Source organism: Streptomyces canus 299MFChir4.1, from assembly GCF_000383615.1.
GTDB classification, from domain to species: Bacteria; Actinomycetota; Actinomycetes; order Streptomycetales; family Streptomycetaceae; genus Streptomyces; species Streptomyces canus_C.
This window is the reverse complement of the sequence record NZ_KB911631.1, coordinates 17,607-32,740: the sequence shown is the minus strand read 5'-3', so window position 1 is coordinate 32,740 and position 15,134 is coordinate 17,607. Positions and strand designations below refer to the sequence as shown.

The window sequence follows — 15,134 nt, the reverse complement described above, 5'->3', positions numbered from 1 at the left end:
GCCGTCAGACTGCGCCGGTCTCCTCCTCCGCCACCAGGCCCATCTCCGCGTCCCGCGCGACCTCGACCTCGCGGCGCAGCAGCCGGAACCACATGAAGAGCACGAAGCCGGCGAAGACGAACCACTCGCCGGTGTAGCCGAGGTTCTGGAACGCCTTCAGGTCGAGGCCGGAGCCGGTGGGAGCCTTGGCCGACACGGCCGTCATCCCGCTGTCGGCCTTGTCGAGCGTGACCCACGCGTCGTATACGTCGTAGGGCACGAGGTTGACCAGCGACGCGGAGCTGATCGCCCCGGTCTGCCCGGCCGGCAGACCGCCCTTGGCGCTCACCCCGTCGTCCCCGGGCGTCTCGGACGCCTGCAGCGCGCCGGTGACGGTGACCTCGCCGGTGGGTGCGACGGGCGCCTTCGCGGCATCGGCGGAACCCGGCAGCCAGCCCCGTACCACGGGCAGCGCCTTGCCGCCGTCGGTGCGCAGCAGCGTCAGGACGTAGAAACCCTGCCTGTCGTCCAGGTCGCGGTCGGGTACCAGCAGCTGCTTGCCGTACCGCCCGGTCGCGGTGGCCTGCCGGCCGGACGTGGCCTTGTTCACGGGCAGCAGCGCACGCAGCGGGCCGGCCGGCTCGTGCCGATCATTGCTGACCCGTTCGCCAGCCTCGCGGTGGTCCTGCATTCTGTCCTCGAACCGGCTCAGCTGCCACGATCCGAGAGAAACGCAGAAGGGTACGGCGAGCAGCACGAAGATGTTGATCGCCCACCAGCGGGACGTCAGCAGAAACCGGTACACGCTTCAAAGGTACGGCGCGGCAAGACGGAGACCCGCCGCGGGGTCAGTACCGATCGGGTTGAGAGGTCACGCGGTCGGGGTCCACCGCTGCGCGGCCGCACCGTTGCAGTCGTAGATCTGCAGTTGAGTCCCGTCAGCCGTGGAGCTGCCCGGGTCGTCGAGACAACGCCCCGACTGCGGGTTGACCAGAGAGGAGTCGGGGCCCGTCACCCAACGCTGCGCGCCAGAGCCGTTGCACTCCCACAACTGCACCTTGGTCCTGTTCTCGGTCCCGCTGTTGCTGACGTCGAGGCAGCCGCCCAGCGCTCGAAGGGCGCCACCCGCGTCCGGTGTGTACGTCCACCGCTGCGCACCTGTGCCGTTGCACCCGTACAACTGCACATGTGTGCCGTTGGCGGTGCCGGAGCCCTGCACGTCGAGACACTTGCCCGCGATCCCTGAACGGAACGCGACGGTGCGGAGTTGGCCGGCGGAGTTGAGGGCGGATTCCACGAGTGACGCCGCCGCCCGCATCCCTGCTTCATTGGGGTGGTACGTGGCACGTCCCGCGGCCGGACGGTACGTCTCGACCCACGGGTTCGCGGCGCACGCGTCATGTCCGTGACTGGCGGCGGCCAGATCGATCAGGGTCGCCCCTGTGGCGGCGGCCGCGGTGGCGGTGGCATCTGCCAGGCGCGAGGCGATGCTGCGCTCGAAGGCCGCCTGGTCACCGGTGAGAGGGACGCCGGCACACACTCCGGCGTCCGGCAGGAGTGTGAAGTAGTTGACCAGGTAGACATGGGCCTGGGGCGCTCTGCCGTGCACCGCGTTGACGATGTTTTCGATGCGACCCGCCAGCGACGGAAACGTCTGGTTGATCGCGTTCTGGTCCACACTGCCGCAGCTGGTGCCGCCACTGGTCTGACAGGAGTAAGTATTGATGCTGCCGGCGTAGTTGACGTCGTTGCCGCCGATCGTGACCGTGACCACGCGGGTCGCCGAGGTCACCGCCTGCACCTGCGGCGGCTGTCCGGCATGACTGGTGGTCAGTACATTGGCGGTGGTCGCGCCGCTGCACGAGACATCCGTCAGGTTCGCTCCGGTCTCCCGAGCCACGACGCTGGCGTAGTTGTTCGCCGATCGGGCGCACGCCGCGGCGCCAGTGCTCGTCTGCACCGGTGGAATCCCCGGACCAGCCGCGAAGGAACTGCCCATCGCCACCTGGTCGAGTCCCGAGCGGGCAACGACCGCGCCGCGGGGCTCGAACGGGGCCTGTGCCCAGGCAGCCGAAATGGGCACTACGGCGGCCCACGCCACCGCGGCGGCGCACGCGCCACGTGCCCATGCCCGGACGGGGACGCCGTTCTTCATGTGCGGACCCGGCATTCGGTTCCTCCCAGAAGTGGGACACAGCATGAGCGAGACAGAGCCCGACTGGGCAACGTTGTCATAGGGACCTTAACGGGTGTCATGTACTGGGCCAAGAGTGCGAACGTGTCCACGAACCGATTGGGTCGCGGTGCCGGTTGCCGTATGCGGCCTGTGCCGTTCCCGCTGCCTGAGACCAGTCCGGGCGGGCACGTCACCCTGGATGCGGTTCTGACTGGGGGCTGTCCACGGCAAGCATGGCGGCTCCCAAAGTGATCACATGCTCGACCAATTGCTGTCTGCTCGTCAGATGGTCGTGCCCGGTGGAAAGTTGGGCCTCCCAGTCGGCCAAAGCGTGAGTGAAGAAACCGACCAGCAGCAGGAAGCGCTGACGACGCAGGTGCTCAGGCAGTCGGCGCAGATGGCGCAGGATGCGCTGCTCCGCTTTGACCGCTCCGCTGGTCCACGGGGAGTCGGGACGGTACCCGACCGCGTTGGCCAGTACGGGATCGGCGGCTGTCTGGGCGAGGAAGCGTGCGTACCAGCTCGGCCGACCCGGCTCGCCGAGGAGCTCGGCCAACGGCAGTACCAGCGCCTCCACCAGCGTCCGCGGGTCCATTCCGCGTCCCTCCGCGTCGGCTTCTGCCAGCATCCGCTCACGAAGTGTGTTGGCCGGGCTCATCCGATGCTCGAAGACCGCCGACAGCAGACCTGCCTTGGAACCGAAGTGGTACCGCACGGCGCCGGTGTTGCGTTGCCCTGCGGCAGCGCCGATCTCCCTCAGAGAGACGCCGTTCACCCCACGCTCGGCGTACAGCCGCTCGGCACACTCGATGATCGCCAACCGGGTTCCGTCGGCGCGGGGCGCCGGGGCCGGCCGGGAACGCTGTTCCGGAGTGGACGAGGTCATGGGCGGATTATCACCGCCGTCGTCGGCTGCCGGAAATCCGCGTCGGGTGCGCGGTCACGTGAGGACACGAACTTGCAATATTGCGTACATGGATCACTTTTGACCCACGTGAGTTAATCGCTCGTGGGGCAGCCGCCATCCCCGTCCCTCCACGAAAGCAGGCATCCCTCGATGACCCCTCCCACCGACTCTCGGGTCCGGCAACTGGGCATCCTTGCCGTGCTCGTCCTGCTCACAGAGACCGCCCCGCTGGAAGTCAGCCTGGTCTACCCGGCGGCCAGGTCCCTCGCGCAGTCCTTCGGCAGCGCGGGAGCCGACGCGGTCACCGGCATGGTGAGCCTGGCCGCCGTGGTGTGCATCCCCCTGTTGGGGCGCATCGCCGACGTGGTGGGCAAGAAGCGGGTACTGCTGTATTCGGGGGCGCTCTTCGCGGCCGGGTCGCTGCTGTGCGCGGTGGCCACAACGCTGCCGCTGCTGCTGCTCGGCCGACTCCTGCAGGGTGCCGTGGGCGGTGCGCTGGCGGTTGCCTACGCGATGGTCCGAGACGCCCTCCCCCGCCATCGAGTGCCGGTCGCCCTGGGCATCGTTTCCAGTGGCATCGGGATCAGCGGGATCACCGCGCCCTTCCTCGGCGGCGCACTGGTGGACCGCTACGGCTACCACGGCGTGTTCTGGTTCCTGTTCCTGCTGAGCGCGCTGGTGCTGCCACTCGGCGCAGTGGCACTGCCCGACGATCGGCGCTCGAACGACACGACGAAGTCCGAACACCGGCGACTCGATGTCCTTGGAGCGCTACTGCTCGGCCTGGCAGCCGCGGCACTGGTAGGGGGCGTGGGCGCCGCCGTCCGCTCGGGCTGGGCGTCGCCCGGCACCATGGCGGCGCTTCCCTCCGCGTTGCTGTTGGCCATCGGCTTCTGGCGACGCGAAAGGAACAGAGCCCACCCGGCCATCGACCTCGGTCTGCTCACCGCTCCGGCCATGCGGGGCACACTGCTCTCGGCCGTATTCACCACGGCAGGCACGTCCGCCGTCGCCTATCTGTTGGCCCAGCTGTTGCAGACCCCGCGCCAGGCCGGGCTCGGCTACGCCTTCGGTCTGACCGCGCTGGCCGCGGCCGGCTGGACCTTCACTCTGGGACTCGGCTCGTTCGCCGGTGGCCCCCTGGGTGGGTATCTGGCCCGGCGCAGCGGCCCGCGAAGCACGGCACTGGTGGCGCAAGCGCTGGTCGCGATCGGGGCGTTCGGCTTCGCGGCGCTGCCCGGGCAACGCGGTGCCGTCCTGTTGATCAGCCTGGTGTTCGGTCTGGGCACCGGACTCGCCTACGTATCCTTCGCCAACCTCATCACCGAGGCCGTGCCCGACGAACAAGCCGCCACCGGTACGGCGTTGATCGCGGTCGCCAACCAGCTGGGAGCGGCAGCCGGGGCATCGGCCCTGGCCTCGGTACGCACCCTCTATCCGGTCGGCCCGACCGGTTCGGTCTTCGCGGGCAGCGGCTACCGGCTGGCCTTCACCTGCGCCGCGGCCGCCGCACTGCTGGCCCTGCTGACCACCTTGCGCATGCGACACGGCCGCACCCCGGCAACCGGCGGTGCCGCCACCCGTCGCATCGACACGCCCGCCACCGTACCCGCGGGCGGCGGATCCACCACCAAGGAGATGATCTGACATGACCTCTGGGACCGAACAGCGCGAGCAGACCGCATTCGCCCGCTCGGCGCGAGCACTGCGCCCGTCCATGATCGGACGGGAGTTCCGCCCGGAGAACGCCGGCGAACCGTACCGGCACCTTTCCCTGATTCCGCGATCCCTCCTCATCGGGGCCGAGATCCGCGGCGTCGACCTCGCCGAGGACCTGGCTCCCGAGGTGCTCGCCGAGCTCAAGCGCGCGCTGCTGGAATGGAAGGTGCTGTTCTTCCGCGGGCAGAAACTCACCGCCCGAAAGCACGCCGACGTGGCCCGGCACTGGGGCGAACTCGAAGATCACCCCTTCCTGCCCAAGGCCGAGATCCCCGAGGTGGTGCGGCTCGAACATGACGCAACACGTCCTGGAACCGAGAACATCTGGCACAGTGACGTCAGCTTCAGCCCTACGCCGCCGCTGGGCTCCATGCTGCGCGCCGTCACGGTCCCCGCACTCGGCGGAGACACCTTGTGGGCGGACATGCACGCGGCCTACCAGGGACTGCCCGAGGACGTCCGCGAACTCATCGACGGTCTGACCGCGCTCCATGAGATTCCCACGGTCACCGCGGAAGCCGCGGGCGAGGTGGCGAAGAACATGCGCGAAGCACGCGCCCGATTCCAGCCGGTGGAGCACCCCGTGGTGCGCACGCACCCCGAGACCGGCCGCAAACTCCTCTACGTCAATCCGGTGTTCACCACCGCCATCGTGGGATTGGCACCGAGGGAGAGCGAGGAATTGCTCGACCTGCTGTTCCGCCAGGCGACGCTCCCGGAGTACCAGGTGCGCTTCCGCTGGGAGCCGGGCTCTGTGGCCTTCTGGGACAACCGGGCAACCCAGCATTACGCGGTCAGCGACTACTTCCCCGACTTCCGGCTGATGGAACGAGTCACGATCATCGGCGACCGCCCGTACTGATGCCCCAGGCGGGCCGCGGCCCGCCGGACAGGACAGGATGTGGACGATTTTTCCATTTTTGTAGCTCTAAGGGCACTGGCGCGCAGCTTCTCCCAGTCGTATAGTGAACGCTACATACATCACTTGATCGGCTGAATACCGGATCGAAACTGGCGCCCACACCTCGGCGGCCCGAGGAACGAGAGGATCTGCAATGTCCCCCACCATGATCCTTACGCCACCCCGGCGAGCCTTCGAGATCACGATCGCTCCGGATCTCGTCCAAGTTCCTCAGGCCCGAAACGCCGCATTCGCGATCATGCAGCTGTGGGACATGGACCAGTCACTCGCCGATGACATGCGGCTGGTCGTGTCCGAACTGGTGTCGAACGCGATCGAGCATGGTTTGGGCTGGGTCGGGCTGCGCATCACGGAGAGGGCCGACGAGGTGAGGATCGAAGTCTCTGACTTCAATCCGGCACCTGCCCGGGTGTCGTGCGCTCAGGAGGAGGACCTGCGAGGGCGGGGCCTCATGATCGTCGCAAGTCTTGCGGACAGCTGGGGCGTGAGTGAAGACGGCTACCGCACCTGGGCCGCCTTCCTGACGGGAAAGCGATAGCGGGCACCAGGGGATGCGCACGGGGAGTGCGTCCCTTGGTGCCCGCTTGCCATCCGGGCATTCGCTGCGCTGGTCAACGCATCGTTTTCGACCCCGGGCGCCACAACGGATGCTTGTGCTTCGCCCATTGGCGGTCGACCGTGCCGGTGCGAAGGCCGGCGCGTGCCTCCGGGTCTCCCATGGCCATGCCGATGTGTCCGGCAAGGACGATCCCGATGGTAAGAGCGAGCCAGTCGTGGACGAAGGTCGCGCTGGTGCGCCACCTGATCGGGGTGAGATGGGTGAACCACATGATCAGGCCCGTGCCGAGCATCACCAGCGTCGCAGCGGCGATCCAGTTCGCGTAGATCTTCTGCCCGGCGTTGAACTTGGCCGCGGGCCGGGACGAGTAGCGCTTGTCACGGCGCAGCGCCGCGCGCAGCCAGACCTTGTCGTGCGGCCCGAAGCGGTTGAGGTGCCCGAGGTCCGCGCGGAAGTACCGGGAGAACAGGCCCGCCAGTACGGGGATGGGGAGGGCAAGCCCCGACCACTCATGGACGCGGACCACCAGATTGCGGCGTCCGACCATCTCCGCGAGCACCGGAATGTAGAGGAAGGACGCCGTCACCACGCACACGCCCATCAGCAGGGCTGTTGCGCGGTGCACCCAGCGCTGTGCGGGCCCGAATCGGCGGATCTCGGCGGTCGGCGGAGTGTGCGCCTCAGCTTGTAGGGTCATCATCCCGCCCGTTCGATTTGCCGACCCAGGCGTCGACGTCGTAGCCGAGGTTCTCCCAGTAGCCGGGCTTGACGTCTTCGGTGACGGTGATGCCTGACAGCCACTTGGCGGACTTGTAGAAGTACATCGGCGCCACGTACAGGCGGACCGGGCCGCCGTGGGCGTGGCCGATGTTTTTGTCCTGCATGCGCAGCGCCACCAGGACATCGGATCGGCGCGCCTGCTCGAGGGTGAGGCTCTCGGAGTAGGCGCCGTCGAAGCAGGTGAAGCGGACGGCGCCCGCCGAGCCGTGCACGCCGGCGGCGTCCAGCAGGTGGGACAGCCGCACCCCCTCGAAGGGGGTATGGGGGACCCGCCAGCCGGTGACGCACTGGATGTCCTTGACCATCCGGGTCTGCGGCAGGGCACGCAGGTCGTCGAGCGTGTAGGTCTTGGGTCGGTCCACCAGGCCGTCGACGGTCAGCCGGTAGTTCGTGGCGTCCTTGTGCGGGACGGAGGTGGTCACGGAGTAGTAGCGGAAGCCACCGCCGTTGGGCAGCAGACCGGTCAGGCCGGACGGGTCCAGCTGTGAGGCACCTGCCAGAAATGCTTCGGTGCCACGTTGCAGGGTTGGTGCGGCGTAGACGCCCAGCGCTCCGAGACCAAGTGTGCCGAGAAAGACGCGCCTGCCCACGGGGGCGCCTCGTTTCTCGGGTCGTTCAGAGTTCACGCACCCACTCCTATGAGTTCGCTGGACTAAGGCCGTCGGGTCGTCGCCGTGTAACGCCGGCGTCTCCCCCGCAGGCGCTTCGCGCTCAGCCCCGGCCACCAGTGGTCGGCATCGCCTGATTTCCGGGAGGCCGACGCTGGAACGGAAGAGGCCCCGGACCCCACCAGGAGAAAGAACATTCTGTCATGCAAGAATGCCGACGACCTCGAAGATTGTCAATACAGAACGTTCTACCTTTACGATGGCCGGCGTCGTCGGCAATGTGACGATCTCCCGTCAGTGGCAAAACGGACACAAGATCGCAAGCGCTCCTCGGTCCGGGACGGAAGGACCCCGCCCGGTGCCTCGAAAGGAATCACAGGCATGACATCAACTGCCGACGCCGCGTCGGCTCCCGCAGAAGCGGGCATCCCAGGACAGGCCGCGCCGAGGGGCTACTCCCACCGCGAGATCATGGTGATCCTTTCGGGCCTGCTCCTGGGTATGTTCCTGGCCGCGCTGGACCAGACCGTGGTCGCCACTGCCATCTACAAGATCGGCGAGAGCCTGCACGGCCTCACCGCACAGGCGTGGGTCACCACGGCGTTCCTGATCACGTCCACCATCGCGACACCGCTCTACGGGAAGCTGTCCGACCAGTACGGCCGCAAGCCGTTCTTCATGTTCGCGATATCCGTGTTCGTGGTCGGCTCGGTACTGTGCACGCTCTCCACGTCCATGTACATGCTCGCCGCGTTCCGAGCCGTCCAGGGCATCGGCGCCGGTGGCTTGTTCTCGCTGGCACTCGCCATCATCGGTGACATCATCCCGCCGCGTGAACGTGCCAAGTATCAGGGCTACTTCATGGCCGTTTTCGGCACGTCCAGCGTGCTCGGCCCGGTCATCGGCGGCGCACTCGCCGGTGCGGGCACGGTCGCCGGCATCGACGGCTGGCGCTGGATCTTCCTGATCAACGTGCCGATCGGCATCGCAGCCCTGATCGTCGTGGCCAAGGTGCTCCACCTCGACCACCAGCGCCGCGATCAAAAGATCGACTACCTGGGCGCGCTTGCTCTGATCACCGCTTTGGTCCCGCTGCTCGTGGTCGCCGAGCAGGGGCGTGAGTGGGGCTGGGGTTCAGGCCGCTCGCTGGCCTCGTACATCACCGGCGCCGTCGGCGTGGTGCTGTTCCTGCTGGCCGAGCGCCGCGCGGGCGACGATGCGCTGCTGCCACTGCGGCTCTTCCGTAACCGGATGTTCGCGATCGGCACCGCTCAGTCGTTCATCATCGGTATCGGCATGTTCGGCGGCATCACCTTGCTGCCGCTCTACCTTCAGCTGGTCAAGGGCAACTCCCCCACCAAGGCGGGCCTCCTGACGCTGCCGCTGGTGCTCGGCATCATGCTGATGTCGCTCGTCTCCGGTCAGATCACCTCGCGCACCGGGCGCTACAAGTTCTTTCCGGTCATCGGCTGCGCGCTGCTGGTGGCAGGTCTGCTGATGCTGTGGAGGTTGTCAGCCGACAGCAGTCTGGTGTACATCGACATCTCGATGTTCGTCGTCGGCGCCGGGCTCGGCCTGAACCTGCAGACGATCGTGCTGGCCATGCAGAACGCGGTCCCCGCACGGGACATCGGCGTTGCGACGTCCTCCGGCACCTTCTTCCGGCAGATGGGCGGCACGATCGGCGTCGCCATCTTCCTGTCGATCGTCTACTCGCTGGTGGCCGACAAGATCGCCGGCGCCTTCGAGGCCGCGCAACACACCCCGGCCTTCGAGAAAGCAGCGGCCGCCCATCCGGACCAGTTGAAGATGCTGAGCGCCACCAACACCGACGCGCTCAACGACACCTCCTTCCTGTCGAAGCTCGACTCGGCCCTCGCCCACCCCTTCAAGGTCGGCTTCACCGACTCGATCTCGGTGGCCTTCCTGGTCGGGGCAGTGGTCCTCGTCGTCGCGCTCCTTCTCTCTTTGCTGATCAAGGAGGTGCCGCTGCGCGCACACGCGGCGGCATTCGACAAAACCGAGTAGCAGAAGGTCCCGCGAACAGCGATGACGCTCCACCCGGCCGGTCCACCACCGGCCGGGTGGAGCGTGCGAGACGGATCAGGCGGTTTCCGCCGACCGCGCGGTGCGGAACCCGGAGAAGATCTGCCGCCGGATCGGATAGTCCCAGTTGCGGAACGTGCCCCGACAGGCCACCGCGTCCACGGCGAAAGAACCACCGCGCAGCACCTTGTGGTCAGACCCGAAGAAGACTTCCGAGTACTCCGGGTAGGGAAACGCACGGAAACCCGGGTACGGTGCGAAGTCGCTCGATGTCCACTCCCAGACGTCGCCGATCATCTGCCGAACCCCCAGCGGTGACTCTCCGGCCGGGTAGCTGCCCGCGGGCGCCGGTCGCAGATGCCGCTGGCCGAGGTTGGCATGTTCCGGACCGGGGTCTGCGTCGCCCCACGGATAGCGGGTCGAGCGGTCGTCGACCGGATCATGCCGAGCGGCCTTTTCCCATTCCGCCTCCGTGGGCAGCCGCCGCCCGGCCCATCGGGCCCAGGCGTCCGCCTCGTACCAACTGACGTGCAGCACTGGCTCGTTGTCCGGAACCACCTCGGTGACTCCGAAGCGACGCCGCAGCCACTGACCACCGTCACGGCGCCAGAACAGCGGGGCGTTGATGGAGTGCCGCCGGATGTGCTCCCATCCGTCCGGGGCCCACCAGCGCGGCTCGTCGTAACCGCCGTCGTCGATGAAGGCCTTGAACTCAGCGTTCGTGACTGGGGTGGTGTCGATGAAGAACGCTGCCACCTCACGTCGGTGTGCGGGTCGTTCGTTGTCCAGGGCCCACGGCTCAGACGAGGTGCCCATGGTGAACGGCCCACCGGGAATCAGCACCTCCGCCGGGCCGGCGAACAGGGGTGCGGGGTGGGGATCGGGGGCGGTCAGGGCTTGCGGCCCGGTGCGCAGCTGATGAGTGACCAGCATGGTCTCGTCGTGCTGCTGTTCGTGCTGGGCGATCATGCCGAAGGCGAAGCCCGCCTCCGTCAGCCGCGTCCCGTGGAACGCGGCTTCCTGCAGCACGTCCAGGGCTCGTGCACGTATGTCGGCCGCGTACCGGCGGGCCTCGTCGGGCGCGAGCAGCGGCAGGCTGGGCCGTTCGGAACGCGGGTGTTCGAACGCGTCGTACAGGCTGTCGATCTCGGGCCGTATCGCCTCCTGCCCGGCGACGGCGCGCAGCAGCCACTGCTCCTCCTGGTTGGCGATGTGCGCCAGGTCCCACACCAGGGGGGACATCAGGGGAGACACCTGGGCGGTCAGCTCGGGGCCTTCCACGCAACTGGTCAGCAAGGTGGTGCGTTCGCGAGCGGTGATGAGCGTGGAGAGGGCCCGCTCACGCAGAGTTTCGGTGTCCGGGGTCGCTTCGCCGGCGTCTGCGGCTGTGGCGAAGGTGTCGTCGGCAGGGTGCTTCATGAGCCGTTCTCCTTGCTGGGTCGGCCATAGCCGGTGGTGCCCTCCATGACCAGCATGTCGTCGGCGGGGCAGCGGCCCCGCAACACGTAGCGCTCCACAAACCCGGATACGGCGTCCATGACCGCAGTCGTGGCGCCGAGCCGGGGCAGGGCGTCGAGTGCGGCGGTGAAGCACGTGACGGCAGCCTCACGCAGCCCCGGATCGGTGAGCCCCTCGCGGGCCGCGACCTCGTACAGGGGATTGTGCGGGGCCGGCCGGCCGAGTGTGCGTGCGGCGAGCGGCTCGACAGCGCGATAGGCGATGTCGGTCGCCTCTCGGTCGTCGAACAGCGCCGCTGTCACTGCGAGGGGCACGATCCAGCCGTCGTCGCCGGGCTGCGCGTCGATCATGCGCAATTCCAGGTGGCCGCGCGGCCGGACGGGCGGGAAGAGGGTGGTCATGTGGTAATCGAGATCGCCGGGCAGTGGCGGTCTCGGCATCAGGTGGCGTGTCCAGTCCCGCAGGGTCAGATCGTCCGGCACGTCCCACGGTCCGCTGTCGCGGCGTACGCACATCACCGGCGCGTCCAGGACGTGCCGAGCCCAGCTGGTACGCGGGTGAGTGTCCAGCGGAGCGCCGCCCGCGCGGCCCGCGCCGATCTGCATCCACCGCAGCTGCCGGGTGGATCGCCAGCCGGTGGGCCTGTTGTCGGCCATCGGCGAGTTCGCGAACGATGCGAGCAGGACGGCCCCCAGGTGATGGGCCAGCCACCAACGGCGTACGTGGCCGAGGGGGCCCGGCTCTTCACACCCGGCGTCGACGCACACCTGCACGGACGCGGTACTGCACATCATGTAGCGGCCGGCGGGGCCGAGGCGCTCGAAGTGGGCCTCCATGGCGTCGTATCGAGGCTGCCGCAGAAAGCGGCGTGGCGTGTGCCAGGGATCGTGGCCCAGGCCGACGAGGCACAGACCGGCGTCGCGCAGCACCGCACGGACGGAGTCAAGGTCGGTTGAGACGGTGCGGATGCACTCCATGAGCGAGGTGGCAGGGAGCGAACTCAGTTCCAGCTGACCACCGGGTTCGACGGTCAAGGAGGACGTGAGGGGCAGAGCCCGAAGTGCGGTGTATGCCGCGGAGAGTCGTTCGGGCGACACGGGCATCTGCGGAGCGTCCAGTTGGTGGACAAGCCATTCCACCTCGACGCCGAGGCGCTCGGGGGGACCGGTCTTGAAGCAGATGCCGTGAACCAGCGCCTCGACCTCGGCCTCGCCGAGAGCGTCAGGCGGTCGGATGCGGCCGACAACCGAATCGGACATGTGGAGATCCTTCAGAAAGACGCGGAGGACACCACAGAGTATAGACCGAACGTTCTACCTTGTGCACGGCGGGGACGCCGGAGAGACGTCATCGACGTCGCCGTCAGGACGCACTCCAACCGCCGTCGAGGGTCAATTCGGAACCTGTGATGGATACCGCCTGCGACGAACACAGGAACGCCACCGCACCCGCGACCTCGTCGGGCTCGATCAGACGCTTGACCGCCGAGCGCGTCAGCAGCACATCCGCCAGGACTTGATCCGCAGGGAGATCATGGAGGACCGCCTGGTCTGCCAACTGTTTCTCGACCAGGGGTGTCCGCACATAGCCAGGACACACGCAGTTGCTGGTGACACCCTTGGCGGCACCCTCCAGCGCGATGACCTTCGAAAGCCCCAGCAGACCGTGCTTGGCGCTGACGTACGCAGACTTGTAGGCGCTGGCTCGCAGGCCGTGGATGCTGGAGATGTGGACGATCCGTCCCCAGCCCCGCTCATACATGCCGGGGAGCACGGCGCGGCTGAGGACGAACGGCGCCTCCAGCATCAGCCGCAGCATGAAGGAGAATCGTTCGTGCTCGAACTTGTCGACGGGCGCGACGTGCTGGATGCCTGCGTTGTTCACCAGGATGTCCGCATCCAGCGTCCGCTCGGCCAGATCAGCTGTCCGGCTCAGGTCGATCACCAGAGCCTCGCCGCCGATCTGATCGGCCGTCCGTGCCGCAGCCTCGGCATCGATGTCACACACGACGACCTGGGCGCCGAGCGTTGCGAGCCGGGTCGCGACCGCCTGGCCGATACCGCTCGCCGCACCGGTGACGATCGCGCGGCGACCAGAGAGGTCAGGACCTTCGATGACGTCCGTCATGACGTCGGTGAAGCGAACGGGTTGGCGTTGGTGTGTTGGTGTCCCCAAACGTCCGAGACCCCGAAGTCGTGCGGCACCCAGTCGTCGCCCACTTCGATTCCACCGCAGCCGATCTCGAGGTGGAAGCCACTGGGGTTCTGCACGTAGAACGAGATCGCCTTGTCGTTCATGTGCCGGCCCAGGCTGATCGAGATGGGCGCGCCGTTGGCCTTGGCCCGGTCGTACGACCGCCCGACGTCATCGATCGAATCGTGTTCGAACTCGAGGTGATGAATCGACGGCGTGTCCGCGTTGGCGAGGGCGATGTTGTGGTGGGTGGAGTTGCACCGGAAGAAGTACAGGCCGGGAGCGCGGTAGTCGGTCAGCTTGAACTCCAGCACAGATTCATAGAGTTCGCGGAGCTCGGCGAGCTTGGGGCTGGCCAGCACGAAGTGGCCGAGGCCGGTGGTGCCGGGATTGGCGCCATCGGGGCGGGCGACACTGGTGCGCGCCTTGGCTTCACCGATGGCCAGCTCCACCCGGTAGCCGACCGGGTCGGTGAACCAGCGAAGATGCGTGGCGCCGCGGAGCTCCATCTCTTCCGGCGAGCCGTCCTCGACGGTGAAACCCGCATCGGTGAGTCTCGCGGTGAGTCTGTCCAGCTCGCGCGGTGTGTCAACGATCCAGCCGACGTGCCGTGGGGTGTCCTCCGCGGACGGGTACAGGGCCACGCGGTACTTGAACTCGTCCAGTTCGGCGAGACCGATTTCCTCCGTGCCTGACTTGGCTGTGGTGACACCGATACCCAGCGTGCGTCCGAGCAGGTCGGTCCAGGCCTCGACATCGGTGACGTTCAGCCCGACATAGCCCAGCTTGCGGATACCCACGGTTTCATCCCTTCGCTGCGGCGACCGCGCCGCCCTGCAGATACTCGCGAACGATGTGGTTGAACTCGGGCGCACGCTCGTACTGCACCCAGTGCCGGCAGTGCGGCAGAACGCGAAGCTCGGCGTTGGGGATGCCCTCAAGGATCTTGGACGCCCAGGTCAGCGGGACGGTTTGGTCCTCCCGCCCCCAGACGAGCAGCGTCGGGGCGCCGATGAGCGGCAGGTCGGGCGTCAGGTCGCCGAAGTTCGGCGGAATCGGCAGTTCGGGGTGGGCGCGCAGACTCGACTCGTATCGTTCGTCGATGAGCGACTCGGTCGCCAGCTTCTCGTCGAACACCATCATCCGCACGAATTCGGCCATCGACTCACGTGACGGCTTCTGGGCCGCCATGTAGGCGAAGAGCCGCTCCAGTCCGGCGGGCCACGGCGGCGCATCTGCCGGAAGGACTCCGCCTGGAGCCATGAGGACCACTCGGTCCACCCGCTCGGGGTAGCGCATCGCGATGCGCATCGCGACGGCGCCGCCGTAGGAGTTGCCCACCAGATGGGCGCGCTCGATGCCGAGTGCCGTCATCGCACGGCTGACGCGGTCCGCCGCGTGGAAGATCAGCGGTTCGTCCGTAGCGGGCCGCGGGGAGCTTCCCCAGCCGGGAAGGTCCACCACGATGTTGCGGTAGTCCTGGAAAGCCGCGAGGTTGCCGCCGAAGTTGCTCATGCCCGTCGCGCCCGGTCCCGAGCCATGCAGCCACACGACCGGAGTGCCGGAACCGACTTCGGTATAGGCCAGCTGCGCGTCTCCGACGTCCACCATGTTCGTCATGCCGACCCCTTCCCTGTATGTAGCGCTCACTATACAAGAATGCGTGGAGGTAACAAGGTTTTCGACCACACCGCGCGTATGGGATTCACCCCGATACGGCGACACGACGCCCTGTCCGGCGACCGGTTGAGAAGTGCACATGCGAAAACCCCCTGCGGGGAGACAGG

At 67.5% G+C, this 15,134-nt stretch carries 14 protein-coding genes; 4 read left to right on the top strand and 10 right to left on the bottom strand.

All coding sequences use genetic code 11. The annotated features are described in order from the left end of the window. Positions 1–4: 4 nt before the first annotated feature. From H293_RS0144435 to H293_RS54085, 3 genes are all read right to left on the bottom strand, one after another. Positions 5–784, bottom strand: a complete 780-nt coding sequence (locus tag H293_RS0144435; protein ID WP_020124226.1) for an SURF1 family protein — start codon at positions 782–784, stop codon at positions 5–7. Positions 785–850: 66 nt separating this feature from the next. Then, positions 851–2,134, bottom strand: a complete 1,284-nt coding sequence (locus H293_RS0144430; RefSeq protein ID WP_259294692.1) for a ricin-type beta-trefoil lectin domain protein — start codon at positions 2,132–2,134, stop codon at positions 851–853. A 211-nt stretch (positions 2,135–2,345) separates the two neighbouring features. After that, positions 2,346–3,041, bottom strand: coding sequence for a TetR/AcrR family transcriptional regulator (locus H293_RS54085; protein WP_078612880.1), 696 nt, complete (start codon positions 3,039–3,041; stop codon positions 2,346–2,348). A gap of 171 nt (positions 3,042–3,212) precedes the next feature. Here H293_RS54085 and H293_RS0144420 point away from each other — a divergent pair, with 171 nt between their 5' ends. The 3 genes from H293_RS0144420 to H293_RS0144410 all read left to right on the top strand — a co-directional run bounded on the left by H293_RS0144420 (position 3,213) and on the right by H293_RS0144410 (position 6,241). Then, positions 3,213–4,709, top strand: coding sequence for an MFS transporter (locus H293_RS0144420; protein ID WP_020124223.1), 1,497 nt, complete (start codon positions 3,213–3,215; stop codon positions 4,707–4,709). A 1-nt stretch (position 4,710) separates the two neighbouring features. After that, positions 4,711–5,643, top strand: coding sequence for a TauD/TfdA dioxygenase family protein (locus H293_RS0144415; RefSeq protein WP_020124222.1), 933 nt, complete (start codon positions 4,711–4,713; stop codon positions 5,641–5,643). 193 nt (positions 5,644–5,836) lie between these two features. Beyond that, on the top strand, positions 5,837–6,241 hold the full coding sequence (locus H293_RS0144410; protein ID WP_020124221.1) for an ATP-binding protein: 405 nt from the start codon (positions 5,837–5,839) through the stop codon (positions 6,239–6,241). A gap of 73 nt (positions 6,242–6,314) precedes the next feature. Here the strand turns inward: H293_RS0144410 and H293_RS0144405 are convergent, their stop codons facing one another. Next, positions 6,315–6,959 carry a cytochrome b/b6 domain-containing protein gene (locus H293_RS0144405; RefSeq protein ID WP_028808745.1) on the bottom strand — a complete coding sequence of 215 codons (645 nt, stop codon included), beginning with the start codon at positions 6,957–6,959 and terminating at the stop codon, positions 6,315–6,317. After that, positions 6,943–7,668, bottom strand: coding sequence for a molybdopterin-dependent oxidoreductase (locus tag H293_RS0144400; protein ID WP_028808744.1), 726 nt, complete (start codon positions 7,666–7,668; stop codon positions 6,943–6,945). The genes H293_RS0144405 and H293_RS0144400 overlap by 17 nt, the downstream gene beginning before the upstream one ends. Before the next feature lie 363 nt (positions 7,669–8,031). On the opposite strand from H293_RS0144400, the gene H293_RS51575 reads away from it, so the two are divergent. Then, positions 8,032–9,678, top strand: coding sequence for an MDR family MFS transporter (locus H293_RS51575; RefSeq protein ID WP_106968581.1), 1,647 nt, complete (start codon positions 8,032–8,034; stop codon positions 9,676–9,678). A gap of 75 nt (positions 9,679–9,753) precedes the next feature. On the opposite strand, the gene egtB is transcribed toward H293_RS51575, so the two are convergent. The 5 genes from egtB to H293_RS0144370 all read right to left on the bottom strand — a co-directional run bounded on the left by egtB (position 9,754) and on the right by H293_RS0144370 (position 14,967). Further along, positions 9,754–11,115, bottom strand: coding sequence for an ergothioneine biosynthesis protein EgtB (gene egtB / locus H293_RS0144390; RefSeq protein WP_020124217.1), 1,362 nt, complete (start codon positions 11,113–11,115; stop codon positions 9,754–9,756). Beyond that, a complete protein-coding gene (gene egtA, locus H293_RS51570) occupies positions 11,112–12,413 on the bottom strand; it encodes an ergothioneine biosynthesis glutamate--cysteine ligase EgtA (protein ID WP_020124216.1) in 1,302 nt (433 codons plus the stop codon). Before egtA ends, egtB begins: the two co-directional genes overlap by 4 nt. A 103-nt stretch (positions 12,414–12,516) precedes the next feature. After that, entirely contained in the window at positions 12,517–13,281 is a 765-nt protein-coding gene (locus H293_RS0144380; RefSeq protein WP_020124215.1) for a 3-hydroxybutyrate dehydrogenase, read from the bottom strand. Continuing rightward, positions 13,278–14,147: a VOC family protein gene (locus H293_RS0144375; RefSeq protein ID WP_020124214.1), complete on the bottom strand. Its 870-nt coding sequence runs from the start codon at positions 14,145–14,147 to the stop codon at positions 13,278–13,280. Before H293_RS0144375 ends, H293_RS0144380 begins: the two co-directional genes overlap by 4 nt. A 4-nt stretch (positions 14,148–14,151) precedes the next feature. Beyond that, on the bottom strand, positions 14,152–14,967 hold the full coding sequence (locus H293_RS0144370) for an alpha/beta fold hydrolase (RefSeq protein ID WP_020124213.1): 816 nt from the start codon (positions 14,965–14,967) through the stop codon (positions 14,152–14,154). Positions 14,968–15,134 lie beyond the last annotated feature (167 nt).

Bases quoted from the DNA above. Each gene is read 5' to 3' on its own strand.
- H293_RS0144410 (WP_020124221.1), top strand. From the start codon at position 5,837: ATGTCCCCCACCATGATCCTTACGCCACCCCGGCGAGCCTTCGAGATC.
- egtB (WP_020124217.1), bottom strand. From the start codon at position 11,115: ATGAAGCACCCTGCCGACGACACCTTCGCCACAGCCGCAGACGCCGGC.
- H293_RS0144370 (WP_020124213.1), bottom strand. From the start codon at position 14,967: ATGACGAACATGGTGGACGTCGGAGACGCGCAGCTGGCCTATACCGAA.
- H293_RS0144405 (WP_028808745.1), bottom strand. From the start codon at position 6,959: ATGACCCTACAAGCTGAGGCGCACACTCCGCCGACCGCCGAGATCCGC.
- H293_RS0144430 (WP_259294692.1), bottom strand. From the start codon at position 2,134: ATGAAGAACGGCGTCCCCGTCCGGGCATGGGCACGTGGCGCGTGCGCC.
- H293_RS0144380 (WP_020124215.1), bottom strand. From the start codon at position 13,281: ATGACGGACGTCATCGAAGGTCCTGACCTCTCTGGTCGCCGCGCGATC.
- egtA (WP_020124216.1), bottom strand. From the start codon at position 12,413: ATGTCCGATTCGGTTGTCGGCCGCATCCGACCGCCTGACGCTCTCGGC.
- H293_RS54085 (WP_078612880.1), bottom strand. From the start codon at position 3,041: ATGACCTCGTCCACTCCGGAACAGCGTTCCCGGCCGGCCCCGGCGCCC.
- H293_RS0144415 (WP_020124222.1), top strand. From the start codon at position 4,711: ATGACCTCTGGGACCGAACAGCGCGAGCAGACCGCATTCGCCCGCTCG.
- H293_RS51575 (WP_106968581.1), top strand. From the start codon at position 8,032: ATGACATCAACTGCCGACGCCGCGTCGGCTCCCGCAGAAGCGGGCATC.
- H293_RS0144420 (WP_020124223.1), top strand. From the start codon at position 3,213: ATGACCCCTCCCACCGACTCTCGGGTCCGGCAACTGGGCATCCTTGCC.